The 18,490-nt window shown below is 41.4% G+C and carries 23 protein-coding genes and 1 rRNA gene; 21 read left to right on the top strand and 3 right to left on the bottom strand.

Annotation, left to right across the window (positions count from 1 at the left end; translation table 11 throughout):
- The first annotated feature begins 25 nt into the window (after positions 1-25).
- From rrf to QU661_RS06875, 5 genes are all read left to right on the top strand, one after another.
- Positions 26-142 (top strand): 5S ribosomal RNA (rrf, locus tag QU661_RS06895).
- 230 nt (positions 143-372) lie between these two features.
- Positions 373-1,338: an alpha/beta fold hydrolase gene (locus QU661_RS06890; protein ID WP_304989513.1), complete on the top strand. Its 966-nt coding sequence runs from the start codon at positions 373-375 to the stop codon at positions 1,336-1,338.
- A gap of 547 nt (positions 1,339-1,885) precedes the next feature.
- A complete protein-coding gene (locus QU661_RS06885) occupies positions 1,886-2,764 on the top strand; it encodes a MetQ/NlpA family ABC transporter substrate-binding protein (protein WP_304989512.1) in 879 nt (292 codons plus the stop codon).
- A gap of 121 nt (positions 2,765-2,885) precedes the next feature.
- Positions 2,886-3,947: a methionine ABC transporter ATP-binding protein gene (locus tag QU661_RS06880; RefSeq protein WP_304989511.1), complete on the top strand. Its 1,062-nt coding sequence runs from the start codon at positions 2,886-2,888 to the stop codon at positions 3,945-3,947.
- Complete coding sequence (locus tag QU661_RS06875; protein WP_304989510.1) at positions 3,940-4,632, top strand: methionine ABC transporter permease; 693 nt, start codon at positions 3,940-3,942, stop codon at positions 4,630-4,632. The genes QU661_RS06880 and QU661_RS06875 overlap by 8 nt, the downstream gene beginning before the upstream one ends.
- A 206-nt stretch (positions 4,633-4,838) precedes the next feature.
- Here QU661_RS06875 and QU661_RS06870 read toward each other — a convergent pair whose 3' ends face one another.
- The 3 genes from QU661_RS06870 to QU661_RS06860 all read right to left on the bottom strand — a co-directional run bounded on the left by QU661_RS06870 (position 4,839) and on the right by QU661_RS06860 (position 6,490).
- Positions 4,839-5,501, bottom strand: coding sequence for a GntR family transcriptional regulator (locus QU661_RS06870; RefSeq protein WP_304989509.1), 663 nt, complete (start codon positions 5,499-5,501; stop codon positions 4,839-4,841).
- A 177-nt stretch (positions 5,502-5,678) separates the two neighbouring features.
- Positions 5,679-6,146 carry a leucine-rich repeat protein gene (locus QU661_RS06865; RefSeq protein ID WP_304989508.1) on the bottom strand — a complete coding sequence of 156 codons (468 nt, stop codon included), beginning with the start codon at positions 6,144-6,146 and terminating at the stop codon, positions 5,679-5,681.
- Positions 6,147-6,244: 98 nt separating this feature from the next.
- Positions 6,245-6,490 carry a hypothetical protein gene (locus QU661_RS06860; protein WP_304989507.1) on the bottom strand — a complete coding sequence of 82 codons (246 nt, stop codon included), beginning with the start codon at positions 6,488-6,490 and terminating at the stop codon, positions 6,245-6,247.
- Positions 6,491-6,870: 380 nt separating this feature from the next.
- On the opposite strand from QU661_RS06860, the gene QU661_RS06855 reads away from it, so the two are divergent.
- The 16 genes from QU661_RS06855 (at position 6,871) to QU661_RS06780 (ending at position 18,489) form a co-directional block, all read left to right on the top strand.
- Positions 6,871-8,367: an APC family permease gene (locus tag QU661_RS06855; protein WP_304989506.1), complete on the top strand. Its 1,497-nt coding sequence runs from the start codon at positions 6,871-6,873 to the stop codon at positions 8,365-8,367.
- A 94-nt stretch (positions 8,368-8,461) separates the two neighbouring features.
- The gene (locus tag QU661_RS06850; protein ID WP_304989505.1) at positions 8,462-8,827 is read left to right on the top strand and encodes a sigma factor-like helix-turn-helix DNA-binding protein; all 366 of its coding nucleotides are present in this window, start codon (positions 8,462-8,464) and stop codon (positions 8,825-8,827) included.
- A gap of 32 nt (positions 8,828-8,859) precedes the next feature.
- On the top strand, positions 8,860-10,203 hold the full coding sequence (ffh, locus tag QU661_RS06845) for a signal recognition particle protein (RefSeq protein ID WP_304989504.1): 1,344 nt from the start codon (positions 8,860-8,862) through the stop codon (positions 10,201-10,203).
- Between the two features lie 62 nt (positions 10,204-10,265).
- Positions 10,266-10,508, top strand: a complete 243-nt coding sequence (rpsP, locus tag QU661_RS06840; protein WP_094234694.1) for a 30S ribosomal protein S16 — start codon at positions 10,266-10,268, stop codon at positions 10,506-10,508.
- A 13-nt stretch (positions 10,509-10,521) separates the two neighbouring features.
- Positions 10,522-10,752: a KH domain-containing protein gene (locus tag QU661_RS06835; protein ID WP_304989503.1), complete on the top strand. Its 231-nt coding sequence runs from the start codon at positions 10,522-10,524 to the stop codon at positions 10,750-10,752.
- A 123-nt stretch (positions 10,753-10,875) separates the two neighbouring features.
- Positions 10,876-11,445: a ribosome maturation factor RimM gene (gene rimM / locus QU661_RS06830; protein ID WP_304989502.1), complete on the top strand. Its 570-nt coding sequence runs from the start codon at positions 10,876-10,878 to the stop codon at positions 11,443-11,445.
- Positions 11,446-11,467: 22 nt separating this feature from the next.
- On the top strand, positions 11,468-12,211 hold the full coding sequence (gene trmD, locus QU661_RS06825; protein ID WP_304989501.1) for a tRNA (guanosine(37)-N1)-methyltransferase TrmD: 744 nt from the start codon (positions 11,468-11,470) through the stop codon (positions 12,209-12,211).
- Between the two features lie 61 nt (positions 12,212-12,272).
- Positions 12,273-13,292: a biotin/lipoyl attachment domain-containing protein gene (locus tag QU661_RS06820; RefSeq protein ID WP_304989500.1), complete on the top strand. Its 1,020-nt coding sequence runs from the start codon at positions 12,273-12,275 to the stop codon at positions 13,290-13,292.
- On the top strand, positions 13,292-13,990 hold the full coding sequence (locus QU661_RS06815) for a YggS family pyridoxal phosphate-dependent enzyme (protein WP_304989499.1): 699 nt from the start codon (positions 13,292-13,294) through the stop codon (positions 13,988-13,990). Before QU661_RS06820 ends, QU661_RS06815 begins: the two co-directional genes overlap by 1 nt.
- 115 nt (positions 13,991-14,105) lie before the next feature.
- Positions 14,106-14,642 (top strand): cell division protein SepF, encoded by a 537-nt coding sequence (locus QU661_RS06810; RefSeq protein WP_304989498.1) that lies wholly within the window; start codon positions 14,106-14,108, stop codon positions 14,640-14,642.
- A gap of 3 nt (positions 14,643-14,645) precedes the next feature.
- Positions 14,646-14,930, top strand: a complete 285-nt coding sequence (locus QU661_RS06805) for a YggT family protein (protein WP_304989497.1) — start codon at positions 14,646-14,648, stop codon at positions 14,928-14,930.
- Between the two features lie 57 nt (positions 14,931-14,987).
- Positions 14,988-15,659: a DivIVA domain-containing protein gene (locus QU661_RS06800; RefSeq protein ID WP_304989496.1), complete on the top strand. Its 672-nt coding sequence runs from the start codon at positions 14,988-14,990 to the stop codon at positions 15,657-15,659.
- 14 nt (positions 15,660-15,673) lie between these two features.
- Positions 15,674-16,120, top strand: a complete 447-nt coding sequence (gene lspA / locus QU661_RS06795; RefSeq protein WP_304989495.1) for a signal peptidase II — start codon at positions 15,674-15,676, stop codon at positions 16,118-16,120.
- Positions 16,113-17,231: an RluA family pseudouridine synthase gene (locus QU661_RS06790; protein ID WP_304989494.1), complete on the top strand. Its 1,119-nt coding sequence runs from the start codon at positions 16,113-16,115 to the stop codon at positions 17,229-17,231. Before lspA ends, QU661_RS06790 begins: the two co-directional genes overlap by 8 nt.
- Positions 17,228-17,935, top strand: coding sequence for a flavin reductase family protein (locus QU661_RS06785; protein WP_304989493.1), 708 nt, complete (start codon positions 17,228-17,230; stop codon positions 17,933-17,935). The genes QU661_RS06790 and QU661_RS06785 overlap by 4 nt, the downstream gene beginning before the upstream one ends.
- Positions 17,936-18,057: 122 nt before the next feature.
- Positions 18,058-18,489 carry a Dps family protein gene (locus QU661_RS06780; protein ID WP_304989492.1) on the top strand — a complete coding sequence of 144 codons (432 nt, stop codon included), beginning with the start codon at positions 18,058-18,060 and terminating at the stop codon, positions 18,487-18,489.
- The last annotated feature ends 1 nt before the right edge of the window (position 18,490 follow it).

The raw sequence follows: 18,490 nt of genomic DNA, 5'->3' as shown, positions 1-18,490 counted from the left end.
TAGATTGCGAAAGCGATTTACATAATCCGGTGACAATAGCAGAGAGGTTACACCTGTTTCCATCCCGAACACAGAAGTTAAGCTCTTTAGCGCTAAAGATACTTGGTGGGAAGCTGCCTGGGAAATTAGGACGTCGCCGGTTTTTTTATGCTTTTATTTAGTCTGCCTATATGGTATGCTTTTTATTTATAAGCTTTTGACTGAGTTTATTCTAGTTTCTTTATGGTTTGTTTTTTTAACTGTTTTTGTTTGTTTATTTTAATCGTTACGTATTATTAATTTATAGCAACCACTATATGCTCGACTTGTAATATTACCTGTGTTAATCTTAATTTATCTAATATTTTACTGTTTTCTGAAAGGAGAACTATTATGTTACATGAGTTTAGTTTCCGTTCTTATAATAAGAGAGATGATGTTCAGGCATGGATTTACGTTCCTGCTTGTGAACCTAAAGGTATTGTTCAGATAATACATGGGTTTGGTGAGCATTCACGCAGATACCTTCATATGATTGTTAACTTGTTAGATGAGGGTTATATTGTTGCTGCCGATGACCATGTAGGTCATGGTAAAACTGCTATTATTAATGATAACTGGGGTGATTGGGGAGATGAAGGATTCCACACCATGATGGAAGATGAACACACTCTCATGGAGATTACTAAGGAAAAATATCCAAATCTCCCATATATGCTATTTGGACATAGCATGGGTTCTTTCATCGCTAGAGATTTTATGTCGAAGTACGGTGATGAACTGACTGCTGTAACGTTATGCGGAACTTCTGGTATATGGCCAGACCTTCAGGCTAGCATTGATAGTCTGAAAAAAATATTATCCGATGGTAAGAGCAAGGAGTCAGATCCTACTGTTGCAAGTTCGCTTATGGGATGGATGTTTGCTCGCTGCGATGAGGAAGTGACTATAGGGAATGAATGGATTTGCAAGGACCCTTATGTACAGAGAGATCATGCGGAAGATCCGTTAGATGCTTTTACGAAGCCTACAACTAATCAAGCGTTTCTATACTTTTGTGAGATGATTGATTATATTACTGGTCCAGAATGGGCAGCTAAGGTACCTACCCATATTAAGATATACAATATTGCAGGCGATCAAGACCCTGTAGGGCAGTACGGTAGAGGTGTTTACGAGGTTACAAATTGGCTTACCGACACAGGTCATGATGTTAAGACGCAGCTATATTCTGGATATCGCCATGAAATACATAACTATCCAGATTTAAAGACCGAGGTAATGTGGAATCTTGCTGAGTTTTATAATAATGTGCTTGGCTGCGGGTTTGAAAGCATGATGGAGAAATATACTTCATAAATCATTTGCATTTTTTTCGCAAAACATATCTTGTTAAATTTAGCCTGAAGGGAAATGGAATTTATTATATTTCTCTTCAGGCTTTTATATATTGATGCTAACTAATACATCTATTTGACACAGCTTATCACTATGTGCTCATTTCTATAGGTTGAATCTATAGCTAGGAATAATATATACGAATTAGACGGGATTTTGTTTTCGTTGTATCATTAGGACATCAAAGAGAGAGGAGATATCGCAATGATCTGCGTAAAAAATTCAAGAGAGATGCGAATGTGCATGTGGACAACAGAATATTTGAATAAGCAGAACGCCATTTGCGATGTTTTATCTGCTAAGAGTTATAGATAATCAAGTCAGCTAGTTACAATAAGAGCTGAATAAAGGAGAGCGACTCTTAGCGAAGACAATCATCAAGACTGTAATCGAATGAGCTGTCTGCATGAGATGTGGGCAGTTTTTTATTGCCTAAAGTAAAATAAACACGTTAACACTTAAATGAAAAAGAATAGCAAGTAAGCAAATAAGAAAGGAACAAACTAACATGAACATTAAGGGAAAATCAAAGATTAGAATTACAGCAGTTACACTGCTAGTGGTAATACTCGCATCTGTAGGAGTCCTGTCTGGATGCGGAAAGAAATCCGAAAAGGTAACAATCGCTATACCAAACGATGCAACAAACGAAGCAAGAGCACTTCTTCTACTTGAGAAGAATGGATACATCAAGCTAAAGAAGGGTGCTGGCATAACTGCTACTATTAAGGATGTTGAGGATGCTAATGGAATTGAGTTTAAGGAAGTGGAAGCGGCTCAGGTTTCAAATACTCTAAAGGATGTAGATTTCGGTGTTATCAACTCAAACTACGCAATCGAAGCTAAGCTTAACCCAGTTAAGGACTCGCTCATAAAAGAAGATAGTGCTGCTGATTACGCGAATATCCTTGCAGTTAAGGAAGGAAATCAGAACAGCGATAAGATTAAGGCGCTTAAGGCTGCTTTAGAGAGCAAAGAAGTTGCTAACTTCATTAAGAAGAAATATGATGGCTCCATAGTAAGCGTTGTTAAGAACCCAACTGATGGTTACGATTCAAGCGTTAACTATGCTGCACTAAAGGGCACAACTATCACAGTTGCTGCATCTCCAACACCACATGCTGAGATTCTACAGGAAGCTAAGAAAATTCTGGCTAAGAAGGGAATTAACCTTGAGATTAAAGAGTTCACAGATTACGTACAGCCTAACAAGGTGGTTGATAGTGGAGAGGTTGATGCTAACTACTTCCAGCACGTACCATATCTAGATGACTTTAACAAGAAGCAGGGTACAAAGGTAGTATCTGTAGCTGCAATCCACAATGAGCCAATGGGTCTATATGCTGGAAAGTCAGATTCTCTAGATAAGCTTAAGAAACTCAAGTAAATCAAAATTAAACTAATAATCCGGCGGACAACGCATGCGATGAGCAAGCTGCTTCTAGCAACTAGCGCGTACAATATGCGATATGGCGCCGGATTGTTGAGTTTAGGGAGGATGATAGAGCATGATAGAGATAAAGAATTTAAACAAGACGTTCAAGACAGAAGTTGGTACTGTCGAGGCATTAAAAAACATTAATTTTACAGTAGAAGACGGTGAAATCTACGGAATTATCGGAATGAGTGGTGCGGGGAAGAGCACGCTCGTGCGCTGCATAAATATGATAGAAAAACCAACGTCGGGAGAGGTTTTAATCGATGATATTGATCTAACCAAACTCCAGGACTGGCAGCTTAGGAAAATTCGCCGTGATGTTACGATGATTTTTCAAAGCTTCAATCTACTTATGCAGAAAAACGTTAGAGAAAATGTCAAACTGCCATTAAAGTTTGCAGGCGTTAATAAAAAGAAGTCGAGAAAAGCTGTCAATGAACTTTTGGAGCTAGTAGGTCTAGAAGATAAGGCGTCTGTATTTCCAGCACAGTTATCTGGTGGACAGAGGCAGAGAGTTGCGATTGCAAGAGCGCTAGCAACTAATCCTAAGGTTTTGCTCTGTGATGAGGCGACAAGTGCACTCGATCCAAAGACGACAGGCCAGATACTAGACCTCATTCGTGATATCAATAAAAAACTTGGGATTACAGTGGTTATAATCACACATCAGATGTCGGTTGTACAGAGCATTTGCGACAAGGTTGCCATAATCGACCATGGAGAGATTGTTGAACGCGGTAAGGTTTCTGAAATTTTCGCAAATCCAAAATCTGAAGCAGCGAAGAGATTAGTATTTCCGGAGAGACAGGAAGCGATTGTGGCTTCAGAGAGCTCGGAGACAATAGAAGTTTTATTTAATGAATCTGAGACTACACACGCTCCACTGATTACTTCTCTAGCGCAAGATAAAGGGATTTGTGCTAGCATTATCTATGCGTCGACAAAGTCTGTAGAAGGAAAAGCTTTTGGAAGGATTGTGCTAGAGGTCCCAAATGATCCAAAGATTGTAGATGAAGCTGTTAAATATCTCAGTGCAGCTCATGGTGTAACTGTTACTGTTGGCGGCTCTAAATACAGAGGTGATAAAAAACCCATAGAAAACAATGATATAGGAGGTGAGGCGAATGTTTAGTCCCGAATCTACAAAACTTGCGCTTGATATATTGCAAAATGAAATTCCGTTCGCCATATGGGAGACTGTATATGTAACGATAATCTCGACATTCCTCGCACTAGTTGTAGGTCTTCCGCTAGGCGTATTGCTTGTAGTCGGAGAAAAGGACGGAATATTGCCATTACCAAAGTTTATACTATCGGTGCTTAATGCGGTTATAAATTTGCTTAGGTCCATCCCGTTTCTAATTCTGATGATTATGGTTTTTCCGGTTACGAGGTTTTTCGCACATACAGTTGTCGGGACAGTACCGACTATAGTGCCACTTGTATTTGCAGCATTCCCATTTGTAGCTAGACTTGTTGAGAGTAGCCTCAGAGAGGTGGATGGCAATATCATAGAAACCGCAGTGAGCATGGGGGCAAGCCCTTTTCAGATTATCTTCAGGGTTTTGATTCCTGAGAGCGTCCCATCGCTGATATCGAATATAACAATTGCACTTACAACAGTGCTTAGCTACTCTGCTATGTCGGGAATTATCGGCGGCGGTGGTCTCGGTAAAATTGCGATTAACTACGGTTACTACCGGTCAGAGAAGCTTGTAATGTTCATCGCTGTATTCTTACTCATTGTGCTAGTACAGATATTCCAGACTGTTGGAACGAGAATGGCAATAAATGAAGATAAGCGGATAAGAAGATAATTTATCTTGCGTAAAAGATGCGTAAAATAAGGTTATTGGACATATAGATTGAACTAAAAGGGGTGTTAATACTGGCAGAAGGGTCTGGTATAACGGAATTCGTAAAAAGGGATACATAAAATAATGAAAGGAGAACCAGGGTGTACTTTGCCATGGTTCTCCTTTTGTTTTGTTGGTGTTCGATTCTGAAAATCTTTGCACTTAGATTAGTCTGTGAGTGATGCTGGGTCTGGCGTTGGTGAGTTGAAGAGGTTGAGCATCTTCTGTCTCGATAGGTCGCTTCCGACAAATAGAATTACATCACCTACCTGCACCCTCTCATAAGGTCCAGGTGATATGTTGGTCTCGTCACCGCGCTTTACCGCTACGATTGTGGCTTCGGTCTGCTGCCAGATATCAAGTTCTCCAATTGACTGTCCTATAAAGTTGCAGTTAGCATCTATTTTCATATCGTGTGGAGTCAGGTAAGATGTGTTGTGATCTCTAGTGTTTCGAGCTACTAACTCGTCAAGGAGCTTAGCGAGATGCTCAAGATCACGGCGCTGAGTGGCAATGGCTTCAACAATTTGCTCTCTTGTCTGCGCTATAGAGACGGTATCGTGAAATTTCTCAAAATAAAGCTGGGCTTTCTCGCGAGAAGCAACGTAGGTACCACTTCCGTGCTTTACTGTAACTATTCCCATATCAACGAGGACTTGCATGGCCTTTCTAGCAGTCTCTGGTGATACATGAAATGTTGTGGCTATAGTTGAGCGTGAGGTGATTCGGTCACCTACTTCATACCAACCTTCAGCGATTTTCTCAGCCATTTCAACAGCAATCTGCTGGTATCTCGATTCGTAAACTCTAGTATCTTCAATTGATGACATAGGGTGACCTCCTGTAAACACAAACCATATTATTAATTATATCATAATAGTGGTAGGACTAATATAATTGAGGTTTCTTTTAAAAATAAAACAATCCCTTAAATAGATAGAAGGGATTGTTTATAACATTCTTAGTCAAATAATTGAAAAACAAATACAAATGACCTATAGAATAACCTATTCAGATTCTTTGTTCTTTTCAGCTTGCTGTTTCTCAAGCTGTTCTCCCCAAAGAGATCTTTCAGGAGTGACAACTTTGCCTTTTATGTACTCAACTTTGAAGCCCCAGTACTTAGTCCACTTTTCACCTTCGCTACCTTTAGGAGTTTTTACTATTGGGCCTTTACCTTCTTGTGCAGGTAGGTAAAGATTGCTGAAATCTGTAAGTGTACCAGGAATCCTAATGTACTTTAGAGGACGATCACTACCAATTGACTGTGCAATCTGATCGTTAAGCAAAGTATAATTATTCAGCGTGTTACCCATATGCTGCATGCTATCTGGAATATCTATGAACTCAATAGGAGAGTTTATAAATAATTTTCCGCCAGTTTTTTCCACAGAATCTCCTAGGTGAACAAATCTGAGCTTGTCATTATTAACAAAAGCGCTATCACCGATTTCCTTCACAGTGTTAGGGAGCACTATAGCCTCAGCTTTTTTAAGATTAGAAAGCCCTGATACTGCAACTACAGTTTTCTTAACGTTCCCATCAACTGTCTTGACGGTGATAGTCTTAGGGACTACAACGACCTTAAGCTTATCTCATCAGGAGTCTTTATACCTGTAATCTTGATATGATTAACATCTCCATCATCAGCAAGGGTGTACTCGAATAGTTTGCCATCAGTAGCAGGGAATTTCTTGAAGTTGCTCTTAGTAACTTTTGAGTTGTTATCAAGCTTCTTAGAATCCGAATTAGAACCGCCGCCACAGCCTGTCAGCATAACGATGCATACTATTAAAAATGCAACAAGTTTTCTTTTCATTGTTTCCTCCATAGTAAATAAAATCAATTTTTACAATTGAAAAACAATACCTTATTAAATTAATAAAGTATATTAAAACAATTCTATTAGTTTTAAGTGACTTATCAAGGTGATACAAACAATTAGAGCAAAATAATAAAAAGAATATAGATAGTAATAGATAAAAAAATCTTCACAAAATAAACTTTTGACAAAGTGAACATATCAAGATAAAATGATGTTGTCAGTAGGTGTTGTCACTTGGAAATCTTGTATTATGACTAGCTATTTCATTAATATAATACGTCTATCAGTTAATACGATTATAGATTCAATTATATATCAAAGCATACGAAAGAAACACAACATCGATTATAAACATTTGAAAGGATGTGTCTTAAATGACGAAACAATCTGAATTCGATAAAGTACTATCATCGAAAGATATATTAGTAATAGCTTTTGGTGCGATGATTGGTTGGGGATGGGTAATCTCAACTGGTGACTGGATAAATAGAGGCGGTGTGCTCGGAGCGGCAATTGGATTTGTACTTGGAGGCATAATGATTTTCTTTGTAGGACTTACTTATGCAGAGCTTACTGCAGCTATGCCGCAGTGCGGTGGAGAGCATGTGTTCAGCTACAAGGCGATGGGAGCAACCGGATCATTCATCTGTACGTGGGGAATTATACTTGGATACGTCGGAGTTGGTTGCTTTGAGGCATGTGCATTCCCAACGATTATTTCTTATATATTCCCAGGATTCCTGAAGGGCTACCTATATACTGTTGCGGGCTTTGACATTTATGCATCTTGGCTTGCTCTAGCCTCTACAATTGCTGCTCTTATGACTTTTGTCAATATCAAGGGAGCAAAGACGGCGGCAATAGTTCAGACGATACTTACAGCTATAATCTTTAGTGTGGGCATACTGCTCATCGGAACATCTATCGTTAAAGGAGATATAGGCAACCTTATGCCACAGCTTTTTGCAGGCAAGGGGAAACAGTCTACCTTAAGTCATGTGTTACATGTAGCGGTAATGACACCATTCTTTTTCATTGGTTTTGACGTAATTCCGCAAGCTGCTGAGGAGATACAGGGATCACTAAAGAAGATAGGTAAGATTCTCATAATGTCAATTATGATGGCGGTTGCATTCTATTCGCTAGTAATACTAGCAGTTGGTTATCTGATGAATTCTTCGGAGATTAGTGCATCGATGGGTGACGTTGGACTAGTAACGGCTGATGCTATGGCAAAAGCTTACGGAATGAAAAAGATGGCGGATGTAGTTATAATCGGTGGTTTGTGCGGAATCGTTACTAGCTGGAACTCGTTTATGATTGGCGGAAGCCGTGCGATGTATTCGATGGCTGATTCGAACATGATACCGAAGGCGTTTGCCAAGTTACATCATAAGTACAAGACACCTGTAAATGCACTAATATTAATCGGAGTTATCTCAATGCTCGCTCCTCTTGCGGGTAGGCAGATGCTCGTATGGATATGTGATGCAGGAAATCTCGGCTGCTGTCTAGCTTACTGCATGGTATCAATTTCGTTCCTTATATTAAGACGTAAGGCGCCTGATATGCCAAGACCTTATCGCGTAAAGCACTATAAGTTTGTAGGTGTTATGGCGACTGTCCTATCTGGAGGAATGGTATCTATGTACCTGATTCCAGGCTCAGGAAGCACGCTTGCGATGCAGGAGTGGCTGATGGCCGGCGGATGGGCTCTGATGGGAGCGGCATTCTTTGTATTAAACAAGAAGAAGTACGGAGAACAGTTTGGAAAACATCTAGATATAGCGGTGGAGTATTCTGTAGAAGATCTCGAAGAGCTGAGAGCTCATAGAGAAGTGCGTTCGGCAAATGAAGTAAGAGCTTTGTAAATAGGAACTGGGAAACCAGATAAATCAAAAGAAAGGTACAGCTGTCAAGAGAAATACTTGACAGCTGTTTTTTGTTATGTTATAGTTTTACGGTATGAAAGAAATTATAAGCAATGTTGAATATGCGAGCTTAATGTATGACTTCTACGGTAGTCTGCTAGATGAGAACAAGCGCGAGATTATGGATCTCTATCATGAGGATAATCTGTCGCTGACAGAGATTGCAGAAGAACTTGGACTCAGTAGGCAAGGTGTTCACTACGTACTCAAGAAAGCAGAGAGCAGCCTTGAGAAGTACGAAGCTGCGCTAGGGCTCGTTGCAGAGTGGAAAGCTAATAATGCTCTGATTTCTGAAGCTGATAACCTGCTGGAAAGCATGAGCTCGGTGGATGATGCGGAGGAGCTTCGCGGAGCACTTTCAAAGATGAATGAATTTATGCATAGGGCTCTCGATCTATAAGAGCCTTCATATATGGAGAGATAGGATAAGGTATGGCATTCGAAGGTTTATCGGAAAAATTACAAGAAACATTTCGAAATCTACGAGGCAAAGGTGTTGTAAGTGAGAAGGACATCGATGCGGCGATGCGCGAGGTAAAGCTAGCGCTACTCGAGGCTGATGTTAACTTCAAGGTCGTAAAGCAATTTATTGCTACTATTAAAGAGAAGGCGATGGGTGCAGATGTGCTCAAGAGTCTTACTCCAGGGCAGCAAGTGCTCAAGATTGTGAAGGAAGAGCTTGTTGACATGATGGGCGGAGCGAACAGCAAGCTCACATATTCGCCAAGTGGATTTACTGTTTATATGATGGTTGGTCTCCAGGGTACTGGTAAGACAACAACCTGTGGAAAGCTGGCTGCTTGGCTAAAGCAGAATGGCAAGAAGCCGATGCTATGCGCATGTGACGTGTATAGGCCAGCGGCTATAGATCAGCTAGAGGTAGTTGGTAAGGCTGTAAATACTCCTGTGTATACCATGAGGGAGTCGAATGAGCCACTGGTTATCGCTAAGGCTGCTCTAGAAGAGGCTCAGCGTAAGGGCTGTAACGTTCTGATTGTCGATACAGCAGGACGTTTGCAGATAGATGAAGCACTGATGGAAGAGCTGGTTCAGTTGAAGAAGGGCATTAGACCTCACGAGATTCTACTTGCGGTTGATGCACTCACAGGTCAGGATGCGGTTAACATCGCAGAGGGGTTCAATGAGAAACTCGGCATAGATGGCATAATCATGACCAAGATGGACGGAGATTCCCGCGGAGGTGCTGCGCTATCAACCAAGATGGTTACTGGCAAGCCAATTAAGTTCATGGGTACTGGTGAGAAGTATAATGCCCTCGAGCCATTCCACCCAGACAGGATAGCTTCGAGAATCCTCGGAATGGGCGATGTCATGAGCCTCATCGAACAGGCTGAAAATGCTTATACCGAAGAAGAAGCTGCAAGAATGGAAGCGAAGTTTAGGAAGAATCAATTCGACCTGAATGATTTCCTAGAGCAGATGGGACAGATCAGCAAGATGGGCGGAATTGCGAAGCTTATCGATATGATTCCCGGAATCTCAGCAGCTGATAAGAAACAGATTGATTTCGAGAAGGGTAAGAAAGACCTCGATAGAATGAAGGCGATTATCCAATCGATGACTAATGCAGAGCGTGAGAATCCAAATATTTTAAACGCAAGTAGGAGAAAACGTATCGCAGCTGGAAGCGGTCAGACGGTACAGAGCATCAACCAACTTATCAAGCAGTTTGATGAGATGAAGTCGATGATGAAGAAGTTTAATAATCCGGCGGCACTTAAGAAGAACAAACTTTTTAGAGGACTAATGGGTTAGCTTATAACAAATTTATTTGTTAAGCATAAATATTATTTTTTAAAGATAATCAGGAGGAACAAATGGTTAAGATCAGATTAAAGAGAATGGGAGCTCACAAGAAGCCTTTCTACAGAGTAGTAGTTGCAGATTCAAGAACTCCAAGAAATGGAAGATTTATCGAAGAGATTGGTACATACAATCCTCTTAAGGATCCAGCAGAGATCAATATCGATAACGAGGCTGCACAGAAGTGGCTTGCTAACGGAGCACAGCCTACCGACACCGTAAGAGCGCTGCTCAAGAAGTCGGGTTGCTTGAAGTAGGAAGGAAGAGATAATGGCCGGCTTAGTTGAATCAATTGCCAAAGCACTAGTATCAAGGCCTGCCGATGTTGTCGTGACTGAAGAAGTGAACGGCAACGAGATAGTGATTAAACTCAGCGTTGCAAAAGAGGACATGGGTAAGATCATTGGCAAACAGGGACGCATTGCCAAAGCAATTAGAACTGTTGTGAAGGCAGCTGCAATCAAGCAGAACAAGAGAGTCACTGTTGATATCGTTGAATAATAGCGCGACTCGGGCAATTATCATTATCAAGGCATGCGTGGTTCACGCATGCTTATTTTCTATAATGAGGGAAGTGAATTTTTAGTGTGGATAGAGGGTGTGAGTGCATCCAAGGAGGAGAATATGTCACTAGCAAAAGACAATACGATGGTTAGTGTTGGAAAGGTTGGAGCTGCAGTTGGCCTAAAGGGGGAGACCAAGGTGCGCCTCTACGCGGAAGAATCTGAAAACCTCTATGAGGGGGCGGTGCTACTTGTAGATGGTAAGAAATATTCAGAGTTTGGAGGAGATAATGCAGTTTACGGAGTAGATGGATCGATTGAGCTCGAGGTTAAGAGTATCAGGTATCAAAAGGGAAGACCTGTAGTGAAGTTCTATAATGTTGCAGATAGAACCGCAGCTGAAAAGCTAACAGGTGCAGAACTTTACATACCAGAAAGTGAACTAGCTGAACTTGAGCCAGGACACTACTATTACCGTGACTTAATAGGACTACGTGCTCGCGATTCTGAGAGTGGAGAAATCATCGGAGATGTAAATGATATGATTGATAATCCATCTCAGACTTTACTAGAGGTGGTTCTAGCTGAGGACAGCAGAAAGGTGCTGATTCCATATGTTGATGCCTTTATAAAGGAAGTTTCGCTGGAGGATGGCACTATTGATATCACACTAATTCCAGGGTTAATTTAATAATAGATAGAGAATGCAGTAGATGAGAATTAATATTATGACCCTCTTTCCAGAGATGTTTGAACCGATTAGGTCAAGCATGATAGGAAGGGCTGCCGATAATGAAATTATCGAGTTAAATATTGTTAATATAAGAGATTATACTGAGGATAAGCATTGCCGCGTCGATGACACGCCTTTTGGAGGTGGCGCAGGTATGCTTATGCAGGTTCAGCCTATCGTTTCTTGTTATAGGCAGAATGAGTTCGCAGGCAGAACTATATACATGTCGCCTCGCGGGCGCAAGCTCTCTCAGGAGACTGCTGAAGAGCTTGCTGGTGAGGGCGAGCTCACAATCCTCTGCGGGCACTATGAGGGTGTTGATGAGCGAGCCCTCACCGAACTCTCCGCCGAGGAGATTTCGATTGGGGACTATGTGCTGACGGGCGGAGAGCTGCCCGCGATGGTGCTAGTCGATGTGGTTGCCAGATTTATTCCGGGCGTGTTGGCATCAGATGAGTCAGTGCTAGAGGAATCAATCTATTCGGGACTTCTAGAATACCCTCAGTACACAAGGCCAAGGACCATGGAAGAGGGTAAAGTTCCAGAGGCTCTACTTAGCGGTGACCACAAGAGAATAGAGCTCTGGAGATTTGAGCAATCTATGAGGATAACAAAAGAAAGAAGACCTGATATGTGGCAGGAATTCGTTGAGAAATTCAGAACTGATGAAAAGGCATACCCCAAGAAGGAACGTCTTCTAATTGAGTCAGTTATTGAGAATTAGGTGCTGATAAAGCATTGTTATAGTACAATCTTTCGTGTAAAATCATTCTGTAGAGGTGTGGATGATGAAGAAAAAAAAGACTTTATTCTGGGGAGCGATATATGTAATTGCATTGATTACCGTTTTGGTAATCGTATATGTGCTGCCTTCAGTTGCAGGTCTTTTTGATAGGTCTTATGTAGCAAAGTACGGAAACGTTGAAGTTAAAGACGAGACAGAAGGCTACATAGTGAGAAATGAGACCGTTTACACAGCTGGAAAAGCAGGGAATGTTAAGCGTACAGTTACTGAAGGTGAGCTGGTAAAGGGAAACTCTAAGGTTGTCAAGATCTCTGGAGAAGGAGCTAGTAGTTCTAGCGATAAGTATGATTCTCTTCTGAAGAAGATTAAGAAGGAAGATGCTGTTATAAGCACTGATAACGGAAACACCGAACATCCAGGATATATCACTTATAAGCTAGATGGCCTTGAATACCTGAATTCGGATAATATATTTAATATGTCAGAGAACCAATTTGAAAAACTAGGAAAGTCAAAAATTAGTGAGCTGTCTGACGGGAAAGTAGCTAAAGGTGAACCTGTATTTAAGGTAATCGAAAATGGTAGCTGGTGGTATATTTTTTATGCGGATTCAGAGACGGCCAATCACTATGCTAAGGGGCAAAATGTCAAGATTTCCATTGCTAATAAGAATATGAATGCTGTTGTCGTTGGTCTCCACAAAGGAAAAGGGAAGAGTGCGCGTATAATTCTTAGATGTAGACAGTATTTTGACGGTTTCACTACAGGTAGATTTGAGAAAGCTAATGTTACTGCATCAAGCTCAGATGGTGTAGTGATTTTGACTAAAAGCATTGTCAAGAAAGATGGCAAAAAAGGCATCATCACTAAGGATAAAATCGGGAGGCTGAAATTCAAGGCGATTAGTATCAAGGCTAATAATGGTGAGAAGGCTGCCGTATATGAAGACATATACATGGATAGCAAAGGCAATTATGTCAAGACGATTAGCACTTATGACGAAGTTGTTAAATCGCCGAGCAGGCGCGATATAAAAAATGCAAAGGATGTTAGCAAATAATGAGTATTCGGGACAATTATTTAGAAATATTGAAGCGTAAGGATGCTGCTGCAAAGCGCTCGGGACGAAGTCCAGAAGATGTAATTCTCATGGCTGTTACGAAGAAGCATGAGCCGGCTGAACTAAAGGAAGCGATCGATGCAGGGGCTACTGACTTTGGTGAAAACAAGGTTCAGGAACTGCTGAGCAAGTATGATGAAGTCCATCCGGAGAGGTGGCATCTCATTGGACATCTACAGACTAACAAGGTTAGGCAGATAATTGATAAGGTAATTATGATTCATTCTGTTGATTCGCTTAAGCTTGCAAGGGAGATTAACAAGAGGGCAGCAGCTGCAAGTCTTGTAATGGATGTTCTGATTGAGATTAACCTTGCTGAGGAGGAGTCAAAAACAGGAATCCCTAAGGGAGATGTACAGGAGCTTATAGAGTGTATTGTGGCTGAATGTGATTCTGTGCGGGTTCGCGGTATTATGTGTATTCCTCCTATGGCGGATAATCCGGAGGATTCCCGTAGATACTTTAAGGAGACGAAAGGAATTTTTGAAGAACTCAAGAAACTCGACTTCCCTAAAGAGCGTGCATATATAGACACACTATCAATGGGAATGTCTGCGGACTTTGAAATTGCTATTGAGGAAGGGTCTACGATTGTAAGAGTAGGAAGTTCAATTTTTGGACAGCGCGATTACCGTTAATGTGGTAGAATAAGATGATATAGGTGAGAAAATCTCACGCAGTTTTCATTGAACGATGAAAATTAATAATATAATAGTATGGATATTAAATTGACGTAAAATGGAGGAAAGAGTCATGGGTTTTAAGGATGCTCTTAAAGCGGCGATCGGAATGGAGTCAGAGGACGAAATCGAAGTTTCAGAAGATGAAATCGCTGAAGAAATGGATAAGATGAGAGGCGACGAGAAACCAGTCGCTCCAATGGGTCAATCTCGTCCAGAGACTGGCATTCACAAGTCAGATGCGGCATATGATAAGATTGAGCCACTAATTTCAAAGGGACCACAGAATAAAGCTTATTCGATGAATGGTTCAGGTCCTTTTAAGATGCTTGTAATCGAACCTAAGAATTTCGACGAGTGTACTAAGCTCGTAGATAATCTTAAGTCGAGAAAGCCTGTGATTATTAACCTAGAACATGTTGAGACTGAGCTAGCTCGTAAGATGTTCGATTTCCTTAGTGGAGCAACATATGCACTTAATGGAAATGTACAAAGAGTGACATCTAACATATTCATATTTGCACCTGCTAATGTTGACATAGCTGCGAAGGTTAACCGTGAGAGTGCTGAAGGTGGACAGCTTGGCGAGAAAAGCAGCCCTTGGAGGTAATTGATGGATTTAGTTCTGATAAGAGCCATCACGTGGTTTTGCTCAATACTACAGATGATGCTTGTAGTGACAGCGGTGTTAAGCTGGTTTGCAGGAACTAGTGAGTTCATGAGAGGCTTATATCAGATGGGAACCCAGCTTACAAGTCCGCTTGTCAATCCGATTAGAAAGATAATCTATAAGAATGGCCACGGGCAGATGGGTCTAGACTGGGCGCCGATGATTGCGTTTTTACTAATTCGCGTTTTCCAGGTGTTAGCCATAAGGCTGATAACGAATGTTTTTTAGGCGAAAGCCATAATTATACTTGATTAAGAGAGAAATAGAAGGGAAGGTACCGATGCTATGATAATGCCAATAGATATCGATAAGAAAGATTTTACTCGTGACAAAAAGGGGTATAACTCAAGAGAGGTTGATGAATTTCTAGACCTTATAATTGTTGACTATGAGAAGGTTCTTAATGATAATAGAAACATGGCTCACAAGATTAAGTTCCTCGAGAAGCAGCTTGAGGAGTCGCAGAAGTCTGACACAGCTATGCTCGACACACTCGAGACAGCTAAGAGGCTTATGGCTGATATCTCTGCAAGTGCTGAGAGAAGAGCTGAGCTCATGATGAGAGATGCTGAGCTAGAGGCTGAGAGCATGCTTCTAGAAGCAAAAACTACAGTTAAGAAGCTCAACGATGAGCACCTGGTACTCAAACAGAAGGTTGAGAGACTTAGAAGCAACTACAAAGCTATGCTTAAGCTCGAGATGGAAAAGTTAGACAACGACGAGTATGGTCTTCTTCCTGACCTTGATAGAAGTGACATTCCTGATATCGACAAGGAGCTCAAGACGCCATTTGGTGGAGATGAAGCTGCAGTTACTCAGGATACTCTTGTTATCAAGAAGAAAGAGGATAAGGCTGAGGAGAATACTGAAAAGGCTACAGTTTCAGATCTCAGTGAGAGCCTTAAGAACCTTGCTAAGGAACAGGGTTCAATCGACGATACTATTATACTAAAGTAGAATAGAGAAGATTCATGATGTTGGTAATTATAGCGAGTGGGCTTCTGATTATAGATCAGATTACAAAATTCGCTGTGAGAAGCCGCATGGAAATTGGAGAAACGCTCCCCGTTTGCCGTGGCGTATTAGATTTTACATACGTCCAGAATCGGGGAGCCGCTTTTAGCTTATTCCAGAACTCGCAGCTCATCACAGTAATTTTGCCTATAATAACAATGATAGCGGGAATACTATTCCTACTACACCTCAGAAAGAAAAAAGAGAGGCTCGCAGAGTTTGGAGTACTTCTCATAATGTCTGGTGGAATTGGAAACCTCATCGATAGAACTGTTCTGGGATTTGTGACGGACATGATTTCGGTGGGGAGCTTCCCAGTGTTTAACGTTGCAGATATCTGCGTTACGATCGGATGCGCAGTTCTGATTCTGTGGGTAATAATTGGGGACAGAAAAGATGCTTAAGCCAAGACAGGAACAAGTGAATATACGCGATGCTGCACCAGAGAAGCTGGATAACTTCGCATACGGGGGAACAGAGACTTCTACTCAAGCGGATATGAGCTTAGCCGGAGATGGCAATATGGAAAGCCATGATGTAACAGGTGAAGAGTTAGCGTTGCAACCTGGTACTGCTTCACATGGGCAGATTAGAGAAGTCAAGAGTCTTACCCCCTTAGAATCCGATGAAGGTAAGAGACTTGACGCTTACATAGGTGAAGTGACCGACCTCTCTAGGAGCTACGCTCAGAATCTCATCGAGGACGGTCTAGTCAGCGTCTCGGGGAAGAAGGTAGTAAAAAAGTACAAAGTCAAGTCAGGCGAAACTATAATGATTTCCATTCCAGAGGCGAAGCCAATCGACGCTGCCCCTGAGGATGTCCCTATCGATATAGTATATGAGGATGGAGACATAATAGTAGTTGAAAAGCCACGCGGCATGGTTGTGCACCCTGCTATTGGAAACCCTAGTGGAACGCTCGTTAATGCCATAATGTATCACTGTGGAGATTCACTCTCGTCCATAAATGGAGCGATTAGACCAGGAATCGTCCACAGGATTGATAAGGATACGAGCGGCCTACTGATGATAGCCAAGAATGACAGTGCACACGAATCGCTTGCCGCGCAACTCAAGGTACATTCAGTTACTAGGGAATATGTAGCGCTAGTCTTTGATAACATCAAGAAAGATAAACTGACCATAGATGCGCCAATCGGTCGTGATGACATCAATAGACTCAGAAAGGCTGTAAACGGAATAGGAGCAAGAGATGCGGTCACGCACATTAGAGTCCTGAAGCGTTACGGTAAATACACTCTTGTAGCTGCACGGCTTGAGACGGGACGCACACATCAGATTAGAGTCCACATGGCTTCTATCAAGCATCCACTAGTTGGGGATACGCTATATGGACCGAAGAAACATCCTTTTGGACTGACTGGTCAGCTTCTTCATGCTAGACTACTAGGATTCGAACACCCTAGGACAGGTGAGTACATGGAGTTTTCTAGCGAGATACCTGAGTATTTTCAAGAGGTGCTGGACAAGCTGGATGATATGGAGAACAGATGAGTAATAACGAGAAAATAAAGATAAAGCCAGGCACACTGCTGTATCCGTTGCCAGCTGTTATGGTGACTGCAGGTACTACGGAGAGGAACAATATCATTACGATTGCGTGGACCGGAATCATCAATTCTGACCCTGCTATTCTGTATATTTCTGTGAGAAAATCAAGGTACAGTCATGCGATAATTTCAGAGAATGGAGAGTTCGTAATAAACCTTACCACTGAGAAGCTCGCAAGAGCAACTGATTTTGCTGGGGTGAGATCTGGACGTAATATCGACAAGGCTAACGAACTCGGTCTTACCTTGATCCCCGGAGTGACCAATGATACTCCGATGATTGCCGAATCGCCGATCAACCTTGAGTGCAAGGTTATGGAAGTACGAGAGTACCCAACTCATGATATGTTTATAGCTGAAGTCGTAGATGCTCATATCAGTGCCGAATTTGTAGATGAGAACGGTAGCTATGATTTTGGTCGAATGAATCTTATCGCCTTTAACCATGGCGGATACTATGGACTTGATGATGAAGATATGGGTAGATTTGGATTTTCTGTCATGAAGGAGAAGACGCGGCGCCGCAAGGAGAAGGAAGCGAGAGGTGCTAGAAGACAGCAATCAAGAAGCCGTAGGAATTCCAGCAGGCAACCTAACAATGGTATCAAAGCTAAGAGTAATATTGATAAAAGAAAAAACTATAATTAATCAAGTATGGAGATTAAAATTCTCTATAGCGGTTGCTAGATAGGACACCTTATGATAGTATGACATCGAAGTGTAGTTAGTCTTAACTAACTACAAGGGTTTAAACATAAAGGGGGTTCAAAATGTTAGAAAGAGATTTTAATAATTACATTGCTAATCTAGGTGTTATGATATTTAAACTTCATAATATTCACTGGAATGTGGAAGGACCACAGTTTGTAGCAGTGCACGAATTTACTGAAAGCCTCTATAACGAGATATTTGAATACTACGATGCTGTTGCAGAGCATCTGAAAATTTACTCAGCATCTCCTGATGTAAAGATGGCTGATTACCTTAAAAATACATCGATAAAGGAGATTGACGCCAAGAAATTCGATATTAAAGAGGCTCTTGGAATCGTAAAGGAAGACCTTGAAGAACTCCGTAAGCAGGCAACAGAACTTAGAAATGCTTGCGATAATGAGGGTTGGTTCTCTGGTGTATCCATATTCGAGGATCAGATAGCTTATTATAATAAGCAGATTTGGTTTGTAAGAGCACTTCTCGGTTAAT

It is taken from the genome of Mogibacterium neglectum (assembly GCF_030644205.1).
Taxonomy (GTDB): domain Bacteria; phylum Bacillota; class Clostridia; order Peptostreptococcales; family Anaerovoracaceae; genus Mogibacterium; species Mogibacterium neglectum.
This window is presented reverse-complemented; position numbering and strand designations above follow the sequence as displayed.

Excerpts from the sequence above, each read along its gene's own strand:
- QU661_RS06890 (WP_304989513.1), top strand. The coding sequence starts at position 373 with ATGTTACATGAGTTTAGTTTCCGTTCTTATAATAAGAGAGATGATGTT.
- QU661_RS06885 (WP_304989512.1), top strand. The coding sequence starts at position 1,886 with ATGAACATTAAGGGAAAATCAAAGATTAGAATTACAGCAGTTACACTG.
- QU661_RS06880 (WP_304989511.1), top strand. The coding sequence starts at position 2,886 with ATGATAGAGATAAAGAATTTAAACAAGACGTTCAAGACAGAAGTTGGT.
- QU661_RS06875 (WP_304989510.1), top strand. The coding sequence starts at position 3,940 with ATGTTTAGTCCCGAATCTACAAAACTTGCGCTTGATATATTGCAAAAT.
- QU661_RS06870 (WP_304989509.1), bottom strand. The coding sequence starts at position 5,501 with ATGTCATCAATTGAAGATACTAGAGTTTACGAATCGAGATACCAGCAG.
- QU661_RS06860 (WP_304989507.1), bottom strand. The coding sequence starts at position 6,490 with ATGAAAAGAAAACTTGTTGCATTTTTAATAGTATGCATCGTTATGCTG.
- QU661_RS06855 (WP_304989506.1), top strand. The coding sequence starts at position 6,871 with ATGACGAAACAATCTGAATTCGATAAAGTACTATCATCGAAAGATATA.
- QU661_RS06850 (WP_304989505.1), top strand. The coding sequence starts at position 8,462 with ATGAAAGAAATTATAAGCAATGTTGAATATGCGAGCTTAATGTATGAC.
- ffh (WP_304989504.1), top strand. The coding sequence starts at position 8,860 with ATGGCATTCGAAGGTTTATCGGAAAAATTACAAGAAACATTTCGAAAT.
- rpsP (WP_094234694.1), top strand. The coding sequence starts at position 10,266 with ATGGTTAAGATCAGATTAAAGAGAATGGGAGCTCACAAGAAGCCTTTC.
- QU661_RS06835 (WP_304989503.1), top strand. The coding sequence starts at position 10,522 with ATGGCCGGCTTAGTTGAATCAATTGCCAAAGCACTAGTATCAAGGCCT.
- rimM (WP_304989502.1), top strand. The coding sequence starts at position 10,876 with ATGTCACTAGCAAAAGACAATACGATGGTTAGTGTTGGAAAGGTTGGA.
- trmD (WP_304989501.1), top strand. The coding sequence starts at position 11,468 with ATGAGAATTAATATTATGACCCTCTTTCCAGAGATGTTTGAACCGATT.
- QU661_RS06820 (WP_304989500.1), top strand. The coding sequence starts at position 12,273 with ATGATGAAGAAAAAAAAGACTTTATTCTGGGGAGCGATATATGTAATT.
- QU661_RS06815 (WP_304989499.1), top strand. The coding sequence starts at position 13,292 with ATGAGTATTCGGGACAATTATTTAGAAATATTGAAGCGTAAGGATGCT.
- QU661_RS06810 (WP_304989498.1), top strand. The coding sequence starts at position 14,106 with ATGGGTTTTAAGGATGCTCTTAAAGCGGCGATCGGAATGGAGTCAGAG.
- QU661_RS06805 (WP_304989497.1), top strand. The coding sequence starts at position 14,646 with ATGGATTTAGTTCTGATAAGAGCCATCACGTGGTTTTGCTCAATACTA.
- QU661_RS06800 (WP_304989496.1), top strand. The coding sequence starts at position 14,988 with ATGATAATGCCAATAGATATCGATAAGAAAGATTTTACTCGTGACAAA.
- lspA (WP_304989495.1), top strand. The coding sequence starts at position 15,674 with ATGATGTTGGTAATTATAGCGAGTGGGCTTCTGATTATAGATCAGATT.
- QU661_RS06790 (WP_304989494.1), top strand. The coding sequence starts at position 16,113 with ATGCTTAAGCCAAGACAGGAACAAGTGAATATACGCGATGCTGCACCA.
- QU661_RS06785 (WP_304989493.1), top strand. The coding sequence starts at position 17,228 with ATGAGTAATAACGAGAAAATAAAGATAAAGCCAGGCACACTGCTGTAT.
- QU661_RS06780 (WP_304989492.1), top strand. The coding sequence starts at position 18,058 with ATGTTAGAAAGAGATTTTAATAATTACATTGCTAATCTAGGTGTTATG.